Here is a 22,088-nt window from a genome sequence, read left to right as displayed (position 1 = left end):
GTTTACTTGCCGCTTTCCTGCATGAGCTTTTCGAGCTTCACGGCGTCGGCCGCGAAGGCGCGGATGCCCTCGGCGAGCTTCTCGGTGGCCATCGCATCTTCGTTGAGCGCGAAGCGGAAGCCGGCCTCGTCGTAGCTCAGCTTCTCGGCGGTGCCGCTCGCGGCAGCCTTGGCATCGAGCGCGTGCGCGAGCGGCTCGTTGCTCGCGGCCAGCTCGGCCAGCAGCTCGGGGCTGATGGTCAGCAGGTCGCAACCCGCCAGCGCCTGGATCTGGCCGACATTGCGGAAGCTCGCGCCCATGACCTCGGTCTTGATGCCTTGCTGCTTGTAGTAGTTGAAGATTTCGCGCACCGACTGCACGCCCGGGTCGTTCGCGCCGGCGTTGGCGGCTTCGTCCCACTTGGCACCGGCCGACTTCTTGTACCAGTCGTAGATGCGGCCCACGAAGGGCGAGATGAGCTGCACGCCGGCCGCGCCGCAGGCCACGGCCTGCGCGAACGAGAACAGCAGCGTGAGGTTGGTGCGGATGCCCTTCTGCTCGAGCAAGCGCGCGGCCTCGATGCCCTCCCAGGTAGAGGCAACCTTGATCAGCAGGCGCTTCTCGGTGTCGATGCCTTCGGCCTTGTACAGCGCCACGATGCGCTCGCCGCGGGCCACGGTGGCCACGGTGTCGAACGAGAGGCGGGCGTCGACTTCGGTCGAGACGCGGCCCGGGATGATGGAGAGGATTTCGGTGCCGAAGCGCACCAGCAGGCGGTCGATGACTTCGTCGAGCGGCTTGCCGGTGTGCGCTTTCACGGTCTCGTCGAGCAGCGGCCGGTATTCGGCCTTCTGCACGGCCTTGAGGATCAGCGACGGGTTGGTGGTCGCGTCCTGCGGCTTGGAAATGCTGAGCTGCTTGAAGTCGCCGGTGTCGGCAACGACGGTGGTCCACTGGCGGAGGGCATCGAGTTGGTTCATGAAATCAATTATCCGGGGAGGGGTGTGACAAGTCCTGCACGCAGTTGCGCGGCGGTCGATGTTTTCATGCGAACCGTAGCACGGGTTTTCGCGAAGCTCCATCAGCCTGCGGCGAGAAGGGTTGTCAGCCGCGCTGCCCTACAGGGGCTGTGGTCCGTGGCTGACGGCGACGGCCCCTGTCCGGCGGCTACCCTGAAGCGGATGCGGCAACTCTGCCGGACGACTTTCCCCTCAGGAGCCCCCATGACCTCTCGCCATCCACGCCCCGCGCCCGCCGGCCGCCCCTTCGACGACCGCCGCACCAGCAAGGCCATCGGCGTCATGGCCACGGCCTTCGTCGTGGGAGGGGTAGCCACCTGGTACGCGCTGGGCGCCGCACGCACGGCCCATGCGCAGCCGGCCGGCCCCGCCGACGGTGCCCCGCTGATGCGCGCGCCGCTGCAGGTGGTGGCGCCGGTGGACCTGCACCGCTATGCCGGCCTCTGGCACGAACAGGCACGCCTGCCCAACCGATTCCAGAAACAGTGCGCCGGCCCGGTGAGCGCCGAATACACGCCGCAGCCCGACGGCACCGTGCAGGTGCGCAACCGCTGCGTGCGCGCCGACGGCAACTTCGACGAGGCCATCGGCAGTGCGCGCGTGGTGCCCGTGGCCGGCCAACCCGGCGCGGGACGGCTGCAGGTGCGCTTTGCCCCTGCGTGGCTGAGCTGGCTGCCGATGGTGTGGGGCGACTACTGGATATTGAAGCTCGACCGCGACTACCAGGTGGCGCTGGTCGGCACGCCCGACCGTGAGTACCTTTGGGTGCTCTCGCGCGCGCCGCGCCTCGAAGACGATGCGCTGCAGGCCGAGCTGGACTACGCCCGCAGCCTGGGCTTCGACACCGACAAGGTGGTGCTCACCGGCAGGTAGCGCTGCAGCTGCGACGGCAGCATGGCCGGCGCGGTGCAATGGATGGCGTGCCAGCCGAAGGCGCGGGCCATCTCGACATTGGCGGCCGAGTCGTCGATGAACACGGTCTGCTCGGGATCGAGGCCGTGGCGCATGGCCAGCACCTCGTAGATCTCGCGCTCGGGCTTGAGAAACTTCACGTCGCCCGAGAACACGCCGCCGTCGAAACGCCGCATGAACGCATGCCGGCGCTCGAGGGCGCGGGCAAACGGCGCGGGCATGTTCGACAGGTAGTACAGCCGCAGCGGCTGGCCGGCGTCGCGGTGGGCGATGAGCTGCTCGAGCATCTCCAGCGTGACGTCGATCGGCTCCAGCCGCTCGCCCAGCCCGTCGAGCATGGCGTGCAGCGACGCGGCCGGCAGCGCCAAGCGGGCCGACATGCGGGCGATCGCATCGTCCAGCGTGCGGGTGCCGCAGTCGAAACCGGTCCAGTCGTCGTGATGGAAAAGAGCCCGGCCCAAGGCCGCGGCAGCGGCTTCAGTGGGAGCGTGAGGGGCAAGATGGGCCTGGACGAGCCGTGTCGGCTCCCAGGCGAACAGCACGGCGCCAAGATCGAAAACCACGTTCATGGCGCCATTGTTTCATGCGCCGGGCACCACGCTCACGCCATGGGCTCCGAGCGACAGGGTGGTCTGCGTACCGGCCGCCAGCGGGCGCGACAGGTCGGTCGAGACCACGAAGACCGGCCCCAGCGGCGTGTCGAAGCCGTATTCGTAGTAGCTGCCGAGGTAGGCCGCCTTGCGCAGCGTGGCGGGCAGGCCGTCGAGCGCGCCGATGTCCCAGGCCTCGGGCCGCACCGCCACCTTCACCGTGCCGGGCGCCACCGCGTAGCGCGGCTGCAGCCGCAGCGGGCCGAGCGTGACGCTGCCGTCGGCCTGCGCCACAGCCGGAAACACCATCGCCTCGCCCATGAAGCCGGCGACGAACTCGCTCTCGGGACGGCCGTAGAGCTGCTCGGGCGTGCCGCGCTGGGCGATCACGCCATGGTCCATCACGATGATCTGGTCGCTCACGGCCAGCGCCTCGCTCTGGTCGTGCGTCACGTAGGCCACGGTGAGCTTCAGGCGCTGCTGCAGCGAGCGGATTTCCTCGCGCATCTCGCGCCGCAGGCGGGCGTCGAGGTTGGACAGCGGCTCGTCGAACAGCAGCACCGCGGGCTCGAGCACCAGCGCGCGCGCCAGCGCCACGCGCTGCTGCTGGCCGCCCGAGAGCTCGCTGGGCAGGCGCTCGTCGAAACCGACGAGGCCAACGCCCCTGAGCGCCTCGCGCGCCCGCACCGTGGCCTCGTCCTTCCTCACGCCGCTCATGCGCAGGCCGTAGCCCACGTTCTCGATCACGTTCATGTGCGGGAACAGCGCGTAGCTCTGGAACATCATGCTCACGTTGCGCTCGCCCGGGCCGAGCGTGGTGACGTCGCGCCCGCCCATGAAGATCGAGCCCGAGGTGGGTGATTCGAGCCCCGCGATCATGCGCAGCGTGGTCGTCTTGCCGCAGCCCGAGGGGCCGAGGATGGTGGTGAGCGTGCCCACCGGCACCTCGAAGCTGATGCCCTTGACGGCCATCGGGCCGTTCTTGTCGGCGCCGTAGCGCTTGGCGACGTTGCGGAATTCGATGCCGTTCATACGGAGAGGCTTTCCATTTTGTGATGTCCCTGATGCGGCGGCGCAGTGCCGCGCCGCCCCAGCTTGCGCTCCCCGACCACGAACTGCACCAGCGCGATCGCCAGCGACATCAGGATCATGAGCACCGTGCAGTACGCGAGCGCGATGCCGTAGTCGCCATTGCCGACGCGGCCGATGATGTAGGTGGTGGCGAGCTCGTTCTCGGCCGTGACCAGGAAGATCACCGCGCTCACCGTCGTCATGGCGCGCACGAAGCTGTAGACCAGCGCGGCCACCAGCGCCGGCTTGAGCAGCGGCAGCACCACCTTGAACAAGGTCTGCGAGGTCGAGGCGCGCAGCATCAGCGAGGCTTCGTCGAGCGAGCGGTCGAGCTGCTTGAAGGCCGCCGTGCCGGCCCGAACACCCACCGGCAAATTGCGGAACATGAAGCACAGCACGATGATGAGCCCCGTGCCCGTGAGCTCCAGCGGCGGCACGTTGAAGGCCAGGATGTAGCTCACGCCGAGCACCGTGCCCGGAATCGCAAAGGCCAGCAGCGCGCCGAACTCGAAGATGCCCTGACCCTTGAATTCGTTGCGTGCCAGCAGCCACGCAATGAGCAAACCGAGCGCGGCGGTGATCGGCGCCGAGATGCCCGCCAGCTTCAGCGTGGTGATCAGCGAGTTCCACGCGGTGCCGGCCCACACCAGCCCGAACTGGCCCCACTCCAGCGCAAAGGCGCTCTTGAAGTGGTTGAGCGTGAAGCTGTAGTCGCGGCCCCAGGTCTGCACGAAACCGCCCGCGAAGGCGAACAGGTAGACCACGGCCGTGAACGCGATCCACGGCAGCGCGATGCACTGGATGGTGCGGCGCACGCCGTCGGGCAGCGCCATCGCGATGCCGGCGTCGCCCTTGCCGCTCACGGTCGTGTAGTTCTGCTTGCCGAGCACCCCGCGCTGCAGCGCGAACACGCCGAGCGCGAACAGCGTGAGCACCCAGGCCAGCGAGGCTGCGCGGCCCTGGTCGTACTGCGCGCCGACGATGGCAAAGAAGATGTCGGTCGACAGCACCGAGAACTGGCCACCCACCACCACCGGGTTGCCGAAGTCGGCCATGCTCTCGATGAAGCCGACCAGGAAGGCGTTGGCCAGCCCGGGCTTGAGCAGCGGCAGCGTGACGGTGAAGAAGGCGCGGCGCCGGTCGGCGCGCAGCATCTGCGCGGCTTCTTCGAGGCTGGGCGCGATCCCCTGCACCACGCCGCGCATGATCATGAAGGCGATGGGCGTGAAGGCGAACAGCTGCGCCACCAGCACGCCCGGCATGCCGTAGAACCACCGTGTGGGCTCGATGCCGAACACGCTTTCGAGCACCTGGTTGACGATGCCCGCGCGACCGAACAACAGGATCAGGCCGAGGCCGACGACGAACGGCGGCGTGATGATCGGCAACAGCGCCAGCACCCGCAGCGCGCCCTGCCCGCGCCGGTTGCCGCGCTCGGCCATCAGCGCCATCAGCGTGCCCAGGAAGGTGGTGCCGGCCGCGGTCAGCAGCGCCAGCACCAGCGTGTTCCACGCGACGCCGCAGCGCACGCCGCCCGCGAGGCATCCCATGCCCCAGATGCGCTCGGTGAACACGCGTGCGACGAAGGCCGTGATCGACCATTGCCCGTCCTCGTTGAAGAACGCGCCCGACAGCGCCTTGCTCACCGGGTAGGCGATGAACAGCGCCATCAGCACGCCGCAGCCGACGACCGCGGCAGAGACGAAGAGGTCACCCTTGAACAGGCCGAGCCGCGCGATGCCGAAAGCCGCCAGCAGCACCAGCGCCGTGAGCGCCACGAAGCCGCCCGCGCCGATGCCGAACTGGTTGACGGCCAGCTCGCCGAACTGCGTGTTGAGCGCCGCGACGCTCCAGCCGCGCGCGCCGATGGTGAAGCCCGCCACGGCCAGGCCGATGGCGCCGATCGCGCCGCCCGCCAGCAGCCAGCGCCCCTGCGCCTTGCCGGCCGGCAAGGCCGCACCGACGGCGCACAGCACCAGCCCGGCCAGCCCGATGAAGAGCCAACTGCGGCCCTGCGTCGCCGCTTGCATCAGCCCATTGGCGCCCTCTGCACTGCCGAACACCTGCGGAACGGCTTCGTACCAGGTCGCGTCCTGGATCGCATACCAGGGCAGCACGAGGTAGGCCGCAAGGCCCAGTGCGACCCAGGCCCAGATCCAGCGCCGTGCGCGCCGGGCGGCGGCGAGAGACGCCGGGTTGACCGGCGCGCCTTCGTTGGAACGCGCTTCCACTTAGCGCGGCAGCGAATTGACGTCTTTTTCCCAGCGCGCAATCAGGCGGCGGCGCTCGGCGCTGGCGCCGTACTTGGCGTAGTCGTAGTTGATGAACTTGATCTTCTTGAAGTCAGGAATGCGCGGGTCGAGCTTGGCGGTCGCGTTGCTCGGCAGCTGGAACTGCTTGTTGGCGGCGCCGAGTTCCTGCGCGGCGGGCGTGAGCGCCCATTCGTAGAACTTCCTGGCGGCGTCGAGGTTACGCGCGCCCTTGATGATGCTCATGGAGCCGATCTCGGCGCCGGTGCCGTCGCTCGGCGTGATGGTCTCGACCGGGAAGCCCTGCATCTTCTCGCCCGGGCCGTCGTGCACGAAGCTGATCGACACGGCCGTTTCGCCACGCGCCACCGCCTTGATCGGGCCGGTGCCCGAGCGGGTGTACTGGCCGACGTTCTTGTGCAGCGCCTTGAGGTAGTCGAAGGCCTTGTCCTCGCCCATGAGCTGCACCAGCGTGGCGATCATGGTGTAGGCCGTGCCGCTCGATGCCGGGTTGGCCACCTGGATGTCTCCCTTGTACTCGGGCTTGAGCAGGTCGGCCCAGGTCTTGGGCACGGGCAGCTTCTTCTTGGCCAGCAGCTCGGGGTTGTAGCCGAAGCCCAGCGGGCCCGAGTAGATGCCCACGGTCTTGTAGCCCGACTGCTTGGCCTGCTGCTGCGCCCAGGGGTGCAGCTGCGGCAGCGTGGGCGACTTGTACTCGAGCGTGAGCCCCTGCTCGGCCGCCTGCAGGTGCGGATCGCCCGTGCCGCCGAACCAGACGTCGGTCTTGGGGTTGTCCTTCTCGGCGATGAGCTGGGCCAGCGCCTCGCCCGAGCCCTTGAGCGCCATGTTGATGCGCACGCCCGTGGTGCGGGCGTAGACGGTGGAGATCACGTTGCACCACTCGGCCTGCACCGAGCAGATGACGTTGACGGTTTGCGCCGACGCTGCGGCCGACAGACCCAGCAGCGCGGCTGCCGTGAAAAGCTTCTTCATTGGTATTTCCCTGCCTCGGACATAAAAAAAGGCCTTGCGGCCTTGGGGCAGCGTAGCTTTAGTACAGGTGTGCCGAATCGGTACAAGTACCATCGCGACTGGCACATTGCCTGCTCGGCATCCAGACAAAAGGAAAGTTTTCTCATGAGCTTCGATCTCGTTCTGTTCGGCGGTACTGGCGACCTTGCGTGGCGCAAACTGATGCCCGCTTTGTTCCAGGCCTTCAGGCACGGCAGCCTGCCGCAGGACGGACGCATCGTCGGCGTGGCACGCGACGACCTGTCGGACGACCAGTACCGCGAACTGATCCAGTCGCGCTTCAGCGCCGTCGAAGGCGCCAAGCGCCCTTCTCCTGAAGAGTTCAAGAAGTTCGCGTCCATGCTGCACTACCTGCGCATGGACCTGTCCAAGCCCGCCGACTACGCCAGCCTGGCCGAGCTGCTCCAGCAGCGCGACGCAAAAACGGTCGTGATGTACGTGGCGACGGCGCCCGCGCTCTTCACGCAGGTGGTCGAGCAGATCGCCGCCGCCGGGCTCAACGGCCCGCGCACCCGCGTCGTGCTCGAAAAACCGCTGGGCCACGACCTGGCCTCCAACCGCGCGATCAACGCCGCGGTGGGCAAGGTGCTCGAGGAAAAGCAGGTCTTCCGCATCGACCACTACCTGGGCAAGCCCTCGGTGCAGAACCTGTTCGCGATGCGCTTCGGCAACGCGCTGTTCGAGCCCATCTGGCGCCGCGAGCACATCGCCAACATCCAGATCACCATGGCCGAAGACCTCGGCGTGGAAAAGCGCGGCGCCTTCTATGACCAGACCGGCGCGCTGCGCGACATGGTGCAGAACCACGCGCTGCAGCTGCTGTGCGCCGTGGCCATGGAGCCGCCGATCAACGCGCACGCCGACGCCATCCGCGACGAAAAGCTCAAGGTGCTGCGCGCCCTCAAGCCCTGGACGCCAGAGAGCCTGGGCCTGCACGCGGTGCGCGGCCAGTACACGGCCGGCACGGCCTACGGCGAGCGGGTACAGGGCTACCGCGACGAGCCGGGCGTGAACCCCGACAGCCGCACCGAAACCTTCGTGGCGCTGCGCACCGAAATCGCCAACTGGCGCTGGGCCGGCGTGCCCTTCTACATCCGCACCGGCAAGCGGCTGGCCTCGCGCGACGCGCGCATCGAAGTCAACTTCCGCCCGACGCCGCACGCGATCTACCGCGCGCCCACGGGCAACGTGAACAAGCTGGTGATCAACCTGCAGCCGAAGGACGGCCTGGAGCTGCACATGCTCGCGCAGGCCCAGGACAACCGCCAGCGCGGCGGCAACGGCCACGCCAGCGCCGCGCAACTGGCGCCGGTGCAGCTCGACCTCGACTTCGACAAGCGCTTCGGCGCCGAGCGCGTGGGCGCCTACGAACGCCTGCTGCTCGACGTGATCGACGGCCGCCTCAACCTGTTCGTGCGCAGCGACGAACAGGAAGAAGCCTGGCGCTGGGTCGAACCGCTCATCGACAGTTGGGAATCCGACGGCGGCCCGCGCCCCTATGCGGCCGGCACCTGGGGCCCCAGCGCGTCGAGCGCCATGATCGCGCGCGACGGCTTCGCCTGGGGCGAAGAGCAGTAACGCAGCAGCAAGGCTGCGCGGCCTTCCTTCAGCCGAACTGAAGGCAGCGCATGCCGAGCGTGCCCGACTGGAAGCCTTCGTAGACGGTCTTCGCACGCTCGCCCGGCGCCGCAGCGCCCAGGGCATACAGGAAGGGAAAGTAGTGGTCCGGCGTGGCCACGGCGGTCGACGCCCCTTCGAGCTTCTGGTAGTCGATGAGCGCGCGGTCGTCCCGGCCGGCCAGCGCGGCTTTCACCGCATCGTCGAAAGACTGCGCCCACGGGCGGCTGGCCTTCGGGCCATCGGGCGTGCCGCGGTCGGTCACGCGCAGGTTGTGCACGACGTTGCCGCTGCCCATCACGAGCACACCTTGGTCACGCAAGGCCGCCAGGTCACGCCCCACCGCATGGTGGAACGCCGCCGGCTTGTCGTAGTCGATGCTGAGCTGGAAGACCGGCACGTCGGCCTTCGGGTACAGGTGCTTCAGCACGCTCCAGGTGCCGTGGTCCAGCCCCCACTGCTCGGTGGCGATGACCGGCGTCTGCTTGACCGCGCCGACCGCCTCGCGCGCGAGCGCGGGATGACCCGACGCGGGGTATTCGATGTCGAACAGCGCCTGCGGAAAACCGCCGAAATCGTGGATCGTCTTGGGCCGCGTCTGCACCGTGACGCCGGTTGCGCCCTGGCTGAGCCAGTGCGCCGACACGCTGAGGATCGCCGTGGGACGCGGCAACTCGCGGCCCCAGGCGGCGAGGCGGCGCGTGAACGCGTTGTCCGCCAGCGCATTCATCGGCGAGCCGTGGCCGATGAAGATGACGGGCATGCGGCGCGCGGGTTGAGCGCCGGCCGCGCGCGCGATCTCGGTCATCGACGCCAGCGCGGCCGTCGCACCCAGCGCCGAGCCCATGAGAAAGCCGCGGCGGCCGAGCAGGCGGGTCGCCCAAGAGGAAGGGATCGTCGGAGGTGTCATGGTTTCGTTCGGGACAAGCGCCGGACTCTGCCTCAACTCTCGCGGCGCCGCAGTGCCTTTACGCACACTTCGGCCGATCTCCTTCCGCTTCGGTGACGTACCTTCAGATCCGCCCTTCCTCCACAGCGTGGCAGGCCACCTGCACGCCCTTGAGACTCATCAGCGACGGCCGCTCCGACGAGCAGCGCGCATTGGCATGCGGGCAGCGCGGATGAAAGGCGCAGCCGGTCGGCGGGTTCAACGGGTTCGGCACCTCGCCTTGCACCGGCGTGCGCGCACGGCCGGTGTGCTTCATCTGCGGGATCGCGTCGAGCAGCATGCGCGTGTACGGGTGCTGCGGCTCGGCGAAGAGCTTCTGCTTGTCCGCCACCTCGACCAGCCGGCCCAGGTACATCACGCCGACCTGGTCGGCCACGTGACGCACCACGGCAAGGTTGTGCGAGATGAAGAGGTACGTCAGGCCCTGCTCGCGCTGCAGGTCTTTCATGATGTTGAGCACCTGCGCCTGCACGCTCACGTCGAGCGCCGAGGTGGGCTCGTCGCACACCAGGAACTCGGGCTGCGTGGCGAGCGCGCGCGCAATAGAAATGCGCTGGCGCTGGCCGCCCGAGAACTGGTGCGGGTACTTGCTCATGTCCAGCGGCGAGAGGCCCACCGATTGCAGCAGCTCGCCCACGCGCTGGCGCAGCGCGTCCTTGTCGCTGAGGATGCCGTGCTCGCGCAGCGGCTCGCCGATGATGTCTTCGACGATCCAGCGCGGGTTGAGGCTCGCGTAGGGGTCCTGGAAGATCATCTGGATGCGGCGGCGCAGGGTGCGGCCCTCGGGCGTCTTGAACGCGGCGTGCGCGTCCTGCCCGTCGAACTGCAGGCCGCCGCGTGTCGGCGCATACAGGCCGACCAGCAGGCGCGCGACCGTGCTCTTGCCGCAGCCCGATTCGCCGACCAGCGCGAGCGTCTTGCCGCGCTCGATGGAAAAGCTCACGCCGTCCACCGCATGCAGCAGCACGCGCGGCTTGCGTTCGAGCACGCGGTTGAGCCAGGGCGGCGAGACGTCGAAGGTGCGCGCGAGGTCGTGCGCGACCACGAGCGGCTCGCCGGTCTTTGTGGCCGCAGCGTCCTTGCGGGGTTCGGTCACGGCGCTCATCGGGTCACCTCCGCGAGGGGTTCGGCCGCTTCGGGCGTAGCGCGCTCGCCGGACGCCAGGGCGTCGTGGTGCTGCGCGGCGATCTCGGCCTGTCCCGCATGCGGGTCGGCGGCGTCGTGCAGCCAGCAGGCGGCGCGCGTGGCGCCCGCATGCATCAGCTCGGGCCGTTCGGTCAGGCAGCGCGCAAAGGTGCGCGGGCAGCGCGGGTTGTAGGCACAGCCAGTGGGGATGGCATTGAGCCGCGGCATGGCGCCGTCGATCTGGTTGAGCCGTTCGCGATCGATCGTCATGTCGGGAATCGACGCCATCAGGCCCGAGGTGTAGGGGTGCGCAGGCTGGTGGATCACCTCGTGCACCGGGCCGATCTCGGCGATGCGGCCCGCGTACATCACGGCCACGCGGTCGCAGGTCTCGGCGATCACGCCCATGTCGTGCGTGATGAGCATCACGGCCGCGCCACGGTCTTTGCAGACCTGCTTGAGCAGCTGGATGATCTGCGCCTGGATCGACACGTCGAGCGCGGTGGTCGGCTCGTCGGCCACGATGAGCTTGGGCTCGGCCGCGAGCGCCAGGGCAATCACCACGCGCTGGCGCATGCCGCCCGAGAACTGGTGCGGGAAGTGGTCGATGCGTTGTTCGGCGGCGGGAATGCCGGTGTCCTGCAGCAGGCCGATGGCACGCTTGCGCGCTTCCGATTCAGTCACCGGCAGGTGCGTGCGGATGGTCTCGATGAGCTGGCGGCCCACCGTGTACAGCGGGTTCAGCGAGGTCAGCGGGTCTTGAAAGATCGCGCCGATCTTGCGGCCGCGAATGGGGCGCATCGCATCGAAACCGAGGTTGTCGATGCGCTGGCCTTCGAGCAGGATCTCGCCGCTGGCCACGCGGCCCGGCGGTTCGAGCAGGCCGATGATGGCCGCGCCCGTGAGCGACTTGCCCGCGCCCGACTCGCCCACCACGCCGAGGATTTCTCCGGGCGCGATGTCGAAGGAAATACGGTCGATCGCACGCAGCGTGCCGCGGCGGTGCGGAAATTCGACGACGAGGTCTTTGACCTGGAGCAGCGTCATGGGGCGTTGTCCTTTTCTGTTCAGCGCAAGCGCGGATTGAGCGCGTCGCGCAGCCAGTCGCCGAGCAGGTTCACGCTGAGTGCAATGAGCACCAGCATCAGGCCCGGGAACACCGTGATCCACCATTCGCCCGAGAACAGGTACTGGTTGCCGATGCTGATGAGCGTGCCCAGCGAGGGCGACGTCGGCGGCACGCCGACGCCCAGGAAGGACAGCGTGGCCTCGGTGATGATCGCGGTCGCGACCTGGATGGTGGCCAGCACCATCACCGGCCCCATCACGTTGGGCAGCACGTGGCGCAGCATGATGCGCAGCGGCGCCACGCCGGTGACGCGCGCGGCCTGCACGTATTCCTTGTTGCGCTCCACGAGCGTGGAGCCGCGCACGGTGCGCGCGTACTGCACCCAGCCGGTGAGCGAGATCGAGATGATCAGCACGCCGAAGGCCAGAGATTCGTGCGCACTCGGAAAGAGCGCACGGCCGACGCCGGCGATGAGCAGCGCGACGAGGATGGGCGGGAACGACAGCATCACGTCGCACACGCGCATGAGGAAGGAGTCGAGCCAGCCGCCGAAGAAACCGGCCAGCAGGCCGAGCACCACGCCGACGACGACGGACAGCACCACCGACACCACGCCGACGATCAGCGAGATGCGCGCGCCGTAGATCACGGCCGACAGAATGTCGCGGCCCTGGTCGTCGGTGCCGAGCAGGTATTTGGACGAGCCTTCGGCGTTCCAGGCCGGCGGCAGGCGGGCATCGCCGAGTTCGAGGGTGGCGAGGTCAAAAGGATTGTGCGGCGACACCCATCCGGCGAACACCGAACAGAAGACGCACACCAGCGCAATGACGGCGGCGGCGATCGCCACCGGCGAGGTTCGGAAGCTGTAGCCGACATCGCTGTCGAGCCAGCGAGCAAGGGTTTTTTTCATCGTGGGCAAAAAAGAATGGGCCCGCAGGAAGCGGGCCCATGGTCGGGCCGCTCAGGCAGCGGCCCAGGGTCGACTTACTTGATGCTCATCCACTTGAAGTACATGAAGTTGTCGGCCAGTTGCACCAGCTCGACCTTCTTGCTCACGCCCCAGGCCAGCGACTGCTGATGCAGCGGCAGGTGGCCGATGTCGTCGGAATGGACCTTGAAGGCTTCCTTGATCATCTCGTTGCGCTTGCCCTTGTCCGACTCGGACTGGATCTTCTTGGTCAGCTCGTCCAGCTTGGGGTTGCAGTAGGCGCCGAGGTTGAACTGGCCCGTGCCCTTGTCGTCGGGGCACGAGGTGAGCGAGCTCAGTGCGTTGTGCGAGTCGTACGTGGTCGGGGTCCAGCCCAGCATGTAGAAGCTGGTGTCGCGGCGCAGGATCTTCGGGAAGTAGGTGCCCTTGGTCTCGGCCACGAGGTTGATCTTCACGCCGATCTTCGCGAGGTTGGCAGCCACGCTCTGGCAGATCTGGCCGTCGTTGACGTAGCGGTCGTTCGGGCAGTTCATCGAGACTTCAAAGCCGTTCGGGTAGCCGGCTTCGGTCAGCAGCTTCTTGGCGGCATCGACGTCGAAGGGCAAGCGCTTGTCCTGGTCGGCGGTCCAGCCGTTGATGCCCGGGCCGACGAGCAGCGCGGTGGGCTTGGAGGCGCCGCGCATCACGGTGCGCTGGATGCCGGCGATGTCGATGGCCTGGTAGAAGGCCTGTCGCACGCGCTTGTCCTTGAACGGGTTCTTGCCCTTCACGTTCGAGTACTGCAGCTCGTCGCGCTTCTGGTCCATGCCCAGGAAGATGGTGCGCATCTCGGGGCCGGTGATGACGCGGGCGTTGGGCGCGGCGTTGATGCGCGCGATGTCCTGCACGGGCACGGGCTCCATCACGTCGACTTCGCTGGAGACCAGCGCGGCCACGCGGGTCGCGGGGTTGGCGATGGGCGTGAACACGATCTCCTGCGCGTTGCCGTCGATCTTGCCCCAGTAGGTGCCGTTGCGCGTGAACACGGTGCGCACGTTGGGCTGGCGTTCGCGCACGCGGAACGGGCCGGTGCCGTTGGCCTTGAACGAGGCGGTGTTCTCGATGCCCTTGCGGCGGTCGACGGGCTTGGTGGCCTGGTTTTCCTCGCACCACTTCTTGCTCATGATCATGGTGAGCGAGATCACGTCGGGCAGGATCGGGAACGGGCCGTTGGTTTCGATTTCGACGGCGAGGTCGCCGACCTTGCGCACGGCCTTGATCTCGCTGAGCGTGGCTTTCATGTCGGAGCCGTCGCCCTGCGCACGCGCGAAGCTGAACACCACGTCGTCGGCGCTGAACGGCGTGCCGTCGTGGAACACGACGCCCTTGCGCAGCTCGAAGCGCCACACGTTCGGCGAGGTCTGCTTCCAGCTCGTGGCCAGCAGCGGTGCCAAGCTCAGGTCCTTGTTGCGGCCCACGAGAGTTTCATAGACGTTGGCGGTGACGCTCAGTTGCAGCGACTCGTTGAGCGAGTGCGGGTCGAGCGACAGGGCGTCGCCCTGGTTCGCGATGCGGATGGTCTGCGCGCTGGCGACCATGCTGACGGCGCTCAGAGCGCACAGGACAGCGACCGCGGCCGCCTTCTTCTTGAAACTCATGGGAACACTCCTCGGGTTGGGATCAAAAAACACATCAAGAAGCCGCGGTGGCGGCTGCTTGCTCTGGCTGCGTACCGCGGGTGGCGGCAAGCGGCATGCCCCGCTCGATCAGCCCCGCATGCAATGCGGCGCCGAGCGGCAGGATCTCGTCGTTGAAGTCGTAGCGGCTGTTGTGCAGGAAGGCGCCGCTGCGGGCGTCCTGGCCGATGCGCAGGTAGGCACCGGCCTTCTTCTGCAGCATGAAAGAGAAATCTTCGGCGCCCATGCTGGGCTCCAGGTTGCGGTCGACGTTCTTCGCGCCGACCAGCGACTCGGCCACGTCGGCCGCGAACATCGCTTCGGGCGCGGTGTTGATCGTGGCCGGGTAGATGCGTTCGTACCTGATAGTCGCGGTCGCGCCAAAGCCGGCGGCAATGGCCGTGCACAGCTCGCTCAGTCGCTGCTCGACCTGCGCCTGCACGCGCGCGCTGAAGGTGCGCACGGTACCAACCAGCGTGGCCTCGCCCGGGATCACGCTCATGGCGCCGAGGTCGCCGGCCTGCACGGCGCAGATGCTGACGACAGCCGCGTCGATGGGGCGCACGCTGCGCGACACGATGGTCTGCGCCGCGGTGATGATGTGCGCGGCCACCACGACGGGATCGATGGTCTGGTACGCATGAGCACCATGGCCACCCTTGCCCTTGACCTCGATCGTCACGCGATCGGCCGCGGCCATCATCGCGCCGCGGTTGATGCCCACGGTGCCGGCCGGCATCGCGGGCCAGTTGTGCATCGCATAGACGGCGTTCACCGGAAAGCGGTCGAACAGGCCGTCTTCGATCATCACGCGCGCGCCGGCAAAGCCTTCTTCGCCGGGCTGGAAGATCAGCACCGCGGTGCCGTCGAAGTCGCGCGTCTCGGCCAGGTAGCGCGCGGCGCCGACGAGCATGGCGGTGTGGCCGTCGTGGCCGCAGCCGTGCATCAGGCCGTCGTTGGCGGAGCGCCAGCCGAAGTCGTTGTCCTCGCGCATGGGCAGCGCGTCCATGTCGGCACGCAGGCCGATCATGCGACCGCTGGCCGTCGACTTGCCGCGGATGACGCCGACCACGCCGGTCTTGCCGATGCCGTCGTGGATCTCGTCCACACCGCATGCGCGCAGCGCTTCGCGCACGCGACCGGCGGTGTAGACCTCCTCGAAGCCGAGCTCGGGGTGGGCATGCAGGTCGCGGCGAAAGGCCGTGATTTCGGGGTAGAAACTGGCGATGTGCGCGAAGGCCCGGCCGGAGGCCTGCAGGCGCGGCATTGCCGCTGCTGTTGCGGCACTCACCTCAATGGCCTCCCGCCTTGCCCACGCGCAGCCGCGGGTCGACCACGAAGTACAACAGGTCGACCACGAGGTTGATCACCACGAAGATCAGCGCAATCAGGCACAGGTAGGCGGCCATCACGGGGATGTCCGCGAAGGTCACGGCCTGGATGAAGAGCAGCCCCATGCCGGGCCACTGGAACACCGACTCCGTGATGATGGCAAAGGCGATCAGGCCGCCGAGTTGCAGACCCGTGATGGTCATGACTGGCACCAGCGTGTTCTTGAGCGCGTGGCCGAAATGGATCGCGCGGTTCGACAGGCCCCGTGCGCGCGCGAACTTGATGTAGTCGGTGCGCAGCACCTCGAGCATCTCGGCGCGCACCAGCCGCATGATCAGCGTGAGCTGGAAGATTGCCAGCGTCACCGCCGGCAGGATGATGTGGTGCCAGCCGTCGGCCTTGAAGAGCCCGCTGGTCCACCAGCCGAACTGCACCGTATCGCCGCGCCCGAAGCTCGGGAACCAGCCCAGCGTCACGGCGAAGACAAGGATCAGCAGGATGCCGATCAGGAAGGTGGGCAGCGACACGCCGAGCAGCGACACGGTCATGAACACCTGGCTCATGAAGGTGCCGCGGCGCAGCGCGGTGTACACGCCCATCGGGATGCCGACGAACAGCGCCAGGGCCGCGGCCACCAGTGCAAGTTCGAGCGTGGCCGGGAAGCGCTCGCCGATCAGGCGCGACACCTTGGCGCCCTGGCGCAGGCTCAGGCCGAACTCGCCTTGTGCGGCGTTGACGAGGAAATGCCAGAACTGCACGAAGAAGGGTCGGTCGAGCCCCAATGCGGCGCGCATTTCACGGATCTGGTCGGGCTTGGCGTCTTGTCCCAACAGGAACACGACCGGGTCGCCAACATATTGAAAGAGGAGGAAGGCGATGAACGCGACCGCGATCATCACGATCACGGCCTGGATCAGGCGGCGCAGTACAAAGGCAGTCATTCAACAACAATAGTGATCGCGGCATGCTAGCAGTGCAAGCAGCGTGCCCGCACGGGGGTTCCCCGGGGGTGCACACAGATGGTGCTCTTTGCCAACACTGCCCGGCCTCGCGATGACGGCGCACCAATGAAAAAAGCCACCCGGCTTGCGCCGGGTGGCTTTTGGTCTTTCGATTCGAAGCTGGCTTACGCCAGCATCAAATTAGAAAGCGTGACGGATACCGAAGTCGTAGCCGGTCGAGTTCTTCGGGGTGAAGACACCGTTGTTGATGAAAGCCGGGCCGCCAACGGTCAGAGCTGCACCGTTCTTGTTGCTCACGCGAGCAACGGTAGCGTACAGAGCCGTGCGCTTCGACAGGTTGTGCACGTAGCCGAGTGCCAGCTTGTTGGCCTTCGGGTCAGCGATACGCGGGCCGAAGAACACTTCAGGACGGTTGTAGTCGTACTTGACGTGCGAGTACGAAGCGCGGATCAGACCAGCACCGACGGGCACGGTCACGCCCAGCAGGTAACCGGTCAGGTCGACGTCAGGCGTAGCAGCCAGGGGGGTGACTTCGTAGTCAGCCTTGTTCTTGACGCGCGACAGTTCACCGAACAGCTTCACGGGACCGAAGTCGTACGAAGCGCCCAGGTTCAGCGTGTTGACCTTGTTGGTCACGCCAGCGTAGAACTGGTCACCCGAGGTGCTGCTGCCATAAGCCAGCGCGACGTCCAAAGGACCGTTGGCGTAGCCGAAGCGGCCACCGACGTAACGACCGGTGCGCGAGTTGTTCGCAACGTTAGGCGTAGCCAGACCAGGGCTGAACTTGTCCTTTTCGTGGAAGCCGTACTGCACTTGGCCGTAGAAGCCGCCCAGGTTCGGGGGCAGGAAGTAGCCGATGGTGTTGCTGGCGCGAACGTAGTTCGGGTTGCCACCGAAGCCACCCGAACCGCCGGTGGTGTTGAAACCGCTGGCCGTCGAGATCAGGTTGGTGCCAACGCCGTTGGTGCCGAACGGATCGAACACGGTGTCGTTCCAGAACGTCGGGGTGTAATCACGACCCAGGCGAACTTCACCGAAACCACCCGACAGGCTCACGGTCGAGCGACGAGCGAACGTCGACACGCCGGTTGCGCCGTCGTCATTGGTGATCGGGGCTTCGAGCCAGAAGCTGGCTGCCAGACCGCCACCCAGGTCTTCCGTACCACGGAAGCCCAGACGGCTGGAGTTGTAACCCGAGTTAGCCAGAGCCGTACGGCTGACCTTGACGCTGCCTTGGTTCAGGTAGAACGGGTTGTAGATCGGGAAGCCAGCAGCGTTGTACGTCACGCCGTTGTTCTGATCACGCGAGGTGGACGAGTAGCCGCTGATCGACGCGTCGACCACACCAAACAGAGTGACGGACGACTGAGCCGAGGCAACACCGGCAACAGCCAGGGCAGCCAGAGCAACTAGAGATTTTTTCATTGCAAGTTTCTCCAAGGTTAAACATAGGGCTCCGGTGCGAAGGGCTCACCGTGACTGGCACTTTGTGCTCCCACCGGACCCCGGGCCAACCTCCTTTTGGGAAGTTGATGCTATTGCACCAGAGCCACTGCAACAGGGCAAAACAAATCGCCCTAAATCTTGGAAGCCCCGCGTGTTTCGTTGCAGTCGTGCAACAAAGGACTTAGGCAGGTCGTTTTTCCACGATGTGAAACAAAATGTGGCCGTCTTGCATCGTCAGGCAGGTGGGTTCAAATAGGCCCATGACCGCTCTGATCGACTCGACCCTGACTGCTGCCGATGCAGCTTTGCGCACGCTTTTTGCCCGATCTCATGCCACCCGGGCGCTTCCACCCGCGATCCTGCCGCAAGGTGAATTGACCGAATCGGAGCAGCGCGAGGCTGGCGCACTGATGCGCGTGAACCATGTTGGCGAAGTGTGTGCTCAGGCGCTGTACACCGCCCAAGCCGCTGTGACGCGCGACCCGGCATTGCGGGCCCATTTCTTGGAAGCCGCCCACGAGGAAACAGATCACTTGGCGTGGACCCGGCAACGGCTGGACGATCTGGGGGCCCGCCCCTCGCTCCTGAATCCGCTCTGGTACGCAGGCGCCTTCGGTCTCGGCCTGATTGCCGGGCGCCTGGGCGATCCCTTGAGTCTCGGCTTCGTCGCCGAAACCGAGCGCCAGGTGGAAGCGCACCTCGAAAGCCACCTGGACCGCCTGCCAGCGGCCGATCACGCCTCCCGGGCCGTGGTCGAGCAGATGAAGATCGACGAAGCACGCCATGCCACGCAAGCCGTTGACGCAGGTGCGGCGGACCTACCGGCACCGGCCAAGGCACTGATGCGCGTCGCCTCGAAGGTCATGACGACCATCGCGCACCGCATCTAAGGCCCAGGTCGCGCCGCACGGCGTTTTCAGGTCTCGATCAGGTCGAAGCTGGTGGTGATTTCGGCCGTCTTCGCCAGCATGATGCTGGCCGAGCAATAGGTTTCGTGGCTCAGCGCGATCGCCCGCTCCACGGCGGTCGCCGGAATTCCCTTGCCCGCCACCGTGAAGTGCATGTGGATCTTGGTGAAGACCTTGGGGTCCTTTTCGGCGCGTTCGCTGGTCAGCTTGACGCTGCAGCGCTCGACGCGATGGCGCCCCCTCTTCAATATGAGCACCACGTCATAGGCTGTGCAACCCCCGGTGCCCGCGAGCACGGCTTCCATCGGCCGCGCGGCGAGGTTCTGCCCGCCGTTCTCGGGCTTGGCCGCATCCGGCGCGCCGTCCATCATCAGGACATGGCCGCTACCGGTTTCGGCCACGAAGCCCATGGCCGATCGGGTGCCTGCATCGCCGGTCCAACTTACTGTGCATTCCATGGTGTTCAGTTCCAATTGGGAAGAATTCGTGCGGAAAAATGCGCACCAAACATCAACTTGTGTGTGGGAAAAGCATCGCCTGCTTGTTGCATCGCAACAAAGGGTGGGTATACTCTATTTCATTGCTGCGCACTTCATGGTGTGCACCCAGTTGTCTCCTCCACCCTTCCAATTGGTGGATTTAGCCCCGAGTCGCAAGACTCGGGGCTTTTTTCTTTGTGCGTCCCGATGGCGGCGCCACTCTAGCCGCTCCCCCTCAAAAGGGCAGCTGCTCTGGCTGCCCTGGCTGTTGCCGGTGTTGCCTCGGCTCAGTCGTCCGTCACTCTGTTTGGTGTGGTCGACGCGTCGATCAGCGGCTACTCGTCCACCTCGCGTGATCAGAACAACGGCGTCACCTACGACAAGCTTGGCTTCCCGGTCTACAACCCTTTCTATGTGAACAAGGGCAGTGTCAAGGTCAGCCGTACGACTTTGGCCAACTCGGGTTACAACTCCAGCCGTCTGGGCTTCCGTGGTACGGAAGACCTGGGTGGCGGTCTGGCAGCCAGCTTCTGGCTCGAAGCCCCGATCACCAATGACGACGGCGCAACCGGCGTGTCGACGTTCGCTCGTCGCTCGACCGTGAGCCTGTCGGGTGGTTTCGGTGAAGTTCGCCTGGGTCGTGACTACACCCCGTCGTTCTGGAACGACACCGTGTTCGATCCGTTCGGCGCCAACGGTGTGGGCACTAACCTGATCTCGACGGCCGGTGGCTTCAATACCACCGGTGGTTCGGGCGGCTTCGGCGGCAACCCCAACTACGCCCGTGCCAGCAACACCATCGGCTACTTCCTGCCACCGAATCTGGGCGGCTTCTACGGCCAAGTGCAGTACGGCTTCCATGAACAGAACAAGTACGACAGCGGCGATTTCACGCCGAAGGCCAGCACAGCCTTCGTTCTGAATCCAAAGACGGGTGCGATCGAAAAAACCGACGTTGCAGCTGCGAAGAGTCGCACCGGCCGTTACATCGGTGGCCGCTTCGGCTACGCCAACGGTCCTCTGGACGTCGCGCTGGCCTATGGCAGCAGCACCTCGGATGACCAGTTCTACGCGGGCACGACCTCCAAGGTCAACACGCTGAACCTGGGCGCTTCGTACGACTTCGGTCCCGTGAAGCTGTTCGGTGAAGTGTCGCGCGTCAAGAACAAGGTCGACTACGAAGTCGCCCCGTTCACCGACACTACGCCCGACACCGATCTGACTGGCTACCTGCTGGGTGTGACTGTGCCCGTCGGTGCTGGCTTGATCCGCGCTTCGTACTCGTCCGTCAAGTACGACCTGAACCAGCCCGAGTCGTTCTTCACGCCCCGCGCTGCTGACCCTAAGGCGAACAAGCTGGCAATCGGTTACGTGCACAACCTGTCGAAGCGCACGGCTCTGTACGCGACCGTTGCCCGCGTGAGCAACAAGAACGGTGCAGCCCTGACCGTTGGCGGCCCGGCTTTCGCGTCCACGGCCGGCTTCACCCCGAAGACCTCGACCGGCTACGACTTCGGCCTCCGTCACGCCTTCTGATCGACTACGGCTCGATTCTCATGCTGGCCCTTGCCAGTTTGAATCAAGAGGCCTTCAAGCCGCCCGGCTCACGCCGGGCGGCTTTTTGTGCTTCTTCAACTCACCCGGCCACGCCTGCTCTGCAGCAGCCCCACGTTCATTTCTCCGCTCAGCACCGAGGCGTAGAAACGCTCGACCATGTTGACGCTCGTGCGTGCATTGCGCGCCAAGGTCAGCATGTCGATCCCTTGCCCATACAAGAGCCGCAACGTGATGGCCGTATGGCGCAAGCAATACAGCGTTCTCGATTGACCCAGCGGCCCCTTCTCAAGCCCCGTCTTTTCGAGCACCCAGTGAAAGAAGAAATTGAGAACCGCCAGCGCGTGCTCGCGATTCTTCAGGTGCGGCATGAAGATGTAGTCTTCCGCCCCGCCGAAGCCATGCGCCGCGCGGTGAGCGCGCAAACATTCATAGACGCGAACAGCAGGCCGCAGGCTCACGATGGGCTGACTGTGCCGCTTGGTCTCCGGCAGGTTCATCCGCAGGTAGACGTGCTTGCCGCGCACGACCTCTATGTGCTTGTGCTTCATGAGCTTGATGTCGCTGGGGCGCACGAAGGTGTTGACCATCCAGCGGATCAGCCACGGCAGCTCGTCGGGCATGACGAGCAGTTCACGTGCGATCCAGAAACGCTCGCCAGCCGTCAATCGATCAAGCACCGGATGCGATCGACCACGCAACTTGCGCGCAGCCGCAATCAAGGCGCGGTACTCCGCCACGCTGAAGCTGCCTCGCGGCTGGCTGCGCACCTTGATCTTCGGAAACACGGGCGCCTCGCGCACCGCACCGGTGTGCACACCATGCATCACGATCTTGCGCAACAACACGAGGTACTGCGCGATCGTCGTGCTGGTGAAGCCTTGCTCGCCGAGGTGGTCAATCAGTCGCTGCACGTCGGCCGTCACGAACAAGGTCGCCTGCACATCGCCCAGCAACGGAACGATGTGCGCACGCAATCTGTTGCCCATGACCTGCCATGTGGGCCGTCCGATTTCGCCGCGTTGCACGCGTGCGGCCTCGGCTTGCATCAGTCCTTTCGAAAGGTCGCTGACAGAAACTGATAACAAATTCTGCTCAACCGTTATCGAATTAGCGGGCGTATGAATCGCGGGATAGGTGCGCGCAAAAAAACCGGAATCATTTGCAGCTGGAGCCTTGCGGAATAGGTTTATGACATTTGTGTCCATGCCA

Annotated in this window: 19 protein-coding genes; 4 read left to right on the top strand and 15 right to left on the bottom strand. The window is 66.1% G+C overall.

Features of this window, described 5'->3' with window-relative positions:
• Positions 1–2: 2 nt before the first annotated feature.
• Positions 3–959: a transaldolase gene (gene tal / locus RZE79_RS05070; protein WP_153280497.1), complete on the bottom strand. Its 957-nt coding sequence runs from the start codon at positions 957–959 to the stop codon at positions 3–5.
• 243 nt (positions 960–1,202) lie between these two features.
• Here tal and RZE79_RS05065 point away from each other — a divergent pair, with 243 nt between their 5' ends.
• On the top strand, positions 1,203–1,871 hold the full coding sequence (locus tag RZE79_RS05065) for a lipocalin family protein (protein ID WP_153280498.1): 669 nt from the start codon (positions 1,203–1,205) through the stop codon (positions 1,869–1,871).
• Here the strand turns inward: RZE79_RS05065 and RZE79_RS05060 are convergent.
• From RZE79_RS05060 to RZE79_RS05045, 4 genes are read right to left on the bottom strand one after another with little or no spacing between them, the layout of a single operon-like run.
• The gene (locus RZE79_RS05060; protein WP_153280499.1) at positions 1,817–2,479 is read right to left on the bottom strand and encodes an HAD family phosphatase; all 663 of its coding nucleotides are present in this window, start codon (positions 2,477–2,479) and stop codon (positions 1,817–1,819) included. The genes RZE79_RS05065 and RZE79_RS05060 overlap by 55 nt on opposite strands.
• 12 nt (positions 2,480–2,491) lie before the next feature.
• Entirely contained in the window at positions 2,492–3,532 is a 1,041-nt protein-coding gene (locus tag RZE79_RS05055) for an ABC transporter ATP-binding protein (protein ID WP_319359280.1), read from the bottom strand.
• Complete coding sequence (locus RZE79_RS05050) at positions 3,529–5,802, bottom strand: iron ABC transporter permease (protein WP_319359279.1); 2,274 nt, start codon at positions 5,800–5,802, stop codon at positions 3,529–3,531. The genes RZE79_RS05055 and RZE79_RS05050 overlap by 4 nt, the downstream gene beginning before the upstream one ends.
• Positions 5,803–6,813 carry an ABC transporter substrate-binding protein gene (locus RZE79_RS05045; RefSeq protein WP_319359278.1) on the bottom strand — a complete coding sequence of 337 codons (1,011 nt, stop codon included), beginning with the start codon at positions 6,811–6,813 and terminating at the stop codon, positions 5,803–5,805. It lies immediately after the preceding gene.
• 144 nt (positions 6,814–6,957) lie between these two features.
• Between RZE79_RS05045 and zwf the strand changes: the two genes are divergently transcribed.
• On the top strand, positions 6,958–8,430 hold the full coding sequence (gene zwf, locus RZE79_RS05040) for a glucose-6-phosphate dehydrogenase (protein WP_319359277.1): 1,473 nt from the start codon (positions 6,958–6,960) through the stop codon (positions 8,428–8,430).
• Positions 8,431–8,458: 28 nt separating this feature from the next.
• Here zwf and ygiD read toward each other — a convergent pair whose 3' ends face one another.
• The 8 genes from ygiD to RZE79_RS05000 all read right to left on the bottom strand — a co-directional run bounded on the left by ygiD (position 8,459) and on the right by RZE79_RS05000 (position 17,914).
• A complete protein-coding gene (ygiD, locus tag RZE79_RS05035) occupies positions 8,459–9,379 on the bottom strand; it encodes a 4,5-DOPA dioxygenase extradiol (RefSeq protein ID WP_319359276.1) in 921 nt (306 codons plus the stop codon).
• A 103-nt stretch (positions 9,380–9,482) separates the two neighbouring features.
• The gene (locus tag RZE79_RS05030) at positions 9,483–10,523 is read right to left on the bottom strand and encodes a dipeptide ABC transporter ATP-binding protein (protein WP_319359275.1); all 1,041 of its coding nucleotides are present in this window, start codon (positions 10,521–10,523) and stop codon (positions 9,483–9,485) included.
• Complete coding sequence (locus tag RZE79_RS05025) at positions 10,520–11,590, bottom strand: ABC transporter ATP-binding protein (RefSeq protein WP_153280506.1); 1,071 nt, start codon at positions 11,588–11,590, stop codon at positions 10,520–10,522. The genes RZE79_RS05030 and RZE79_RS05025 overlap by 4 nt, the downstream gene beginning before the upstream one ends.
• A gap of 20 nt (positions 11,591–11,610) precedes the next feature.
• Entirely contained in the window at positions 11,611–12,522 is a 912-nt protein-coding gene (locus RZE79_RS05020; RefSeq protein WP_319359274.1) for an ABC transporter permease, read from the bottom strand.
• Positions 12,523–12,596: 74 nt separating this feature from the next.
• Positions 12,597–14,177 (bottom strand): ABC transporter substrate-binding protein, encoded by a 1,581-nt coding sequence (locus RZE79_RS05015; protein ID WP_319359273.1) that lies wholly within the window; start codon positions 14,175–14,177, stop codon positions 12,597–12,599.
• A 34-nt stretch (positions 14,178–14,211) separates the two neighbouring features.
• The gene (locus tag RZE79_RS05010) at positions 14,212–15,462 is read right to left on the bottom strand and encodes a M20 aminoacylase family protein (RefSeq protein ID WP_319361096.1); all 1,251 of its coding nucleotides are present in this window, start codon (positions 15,460–15,462) and stop codon (positions 14,212–14,214) included.
• A gap of 25 nt (positions 15,463–15,487) precedes the next feature.
• On the bottom strand, positions 15,488–16,468 hold the full coding sequence (locus tag RZE79_RS05005) for an ABC transporter permease (RefSeq protein WP_056573001.1): 981 nt from the start codon (positions 16,466–16,468) through the stop codon (positions 15,488–15,490).
• 201 nt (positions 16,469–16,669) lie between these two features.
• Complete coding sequence (locus RZE79_RS05000) at positions 16,670–17,914, bottom strand: porin (protein WP_153280509.1); 1,245 nt, start codon at positions 17,912–17,914, stop codon at positions 16,670–16,672.
• A 281-nt stretch (positions 17,915–18,195) separates the two neighbouring features.
• Here RZE79_RS05000 and coq7 point away from each other — a divergent pair, with 281 nt between their 5' ends.
• Positions 18,196–18,825: a 2-polyprenyl-3-methyl-6-methoxy-1,4-benzoquinone monooxygenase gene (gene coq7, locus RZE79_RS04995; protein WP_319359272.1), complete on the top strand. Its 630-nt coding sequence runs from the start codon at positions 18,196–18,198 to the stop codon at positions 18,823–18,825.
• A gap of 26 nt (positions 18,826–18,851) precedes the next feature.
• Here the strand turns inward: coq7 and RZE79_RS04990 are convergent, their stop codons facing one another.
• Positions 18,852–19,301 (bottom strand): OsmC family protein, encoded by a 450-nt coding sequence (locus tag RZE79_RS04990; RefSeq protein ID WP_153280511.1) that lies wholly within the window; start codon positions 19,299–19,301, stop codon positions 18,852–18,854.
• 273 nt (positions 19,302–19,574) lie between these two features.
• Here RZE79_RS04990 and RZE79_RS04985 point away from each other — a divergent pair, with 273 nt between their 5' ends.
• Positions 19,575–20,858, top strand: coding sequence for a porin (locus RZE79_RS04985; protein WP_319361094.1), 1,284 nt, complete (start codon positions 19,575–19,577; stop codon positions 20,856–20,858).
• A gap of 95 nt (positions 20,859–20,953) precedes the next feature.
• On the opposite strand, the gene RZE79_RS04980 is transcribed toward RZE79_RS04985, so the two are convergent.
• Entirely contained in the window at positions 20,954–22,084 is a 1,131-nt protein-coding gene (locus RZE79_RS04980) for a hypothetical protein (RefSeq protein ID WP_319359271.1), read from the bottom strand.
• Positions 22,085–22,088 lie beyond the last annotated feature (4 nt).

Source organism: Variovorax sp. EBFNA2 (genome assembly GCF_033802765.1).
GTDB lineage: Bacteria > Pseudomonadota > Gammaproteobacteria > Burkholderiales > Burkholderiaceae_C > Variovorax > Variovorax paradoxus_H.
The sequence above is the reverse complement of the archived record's forward strand: the minus strand, read 5'-3'. Positions and strand labels throughout refer to the sequence as shown.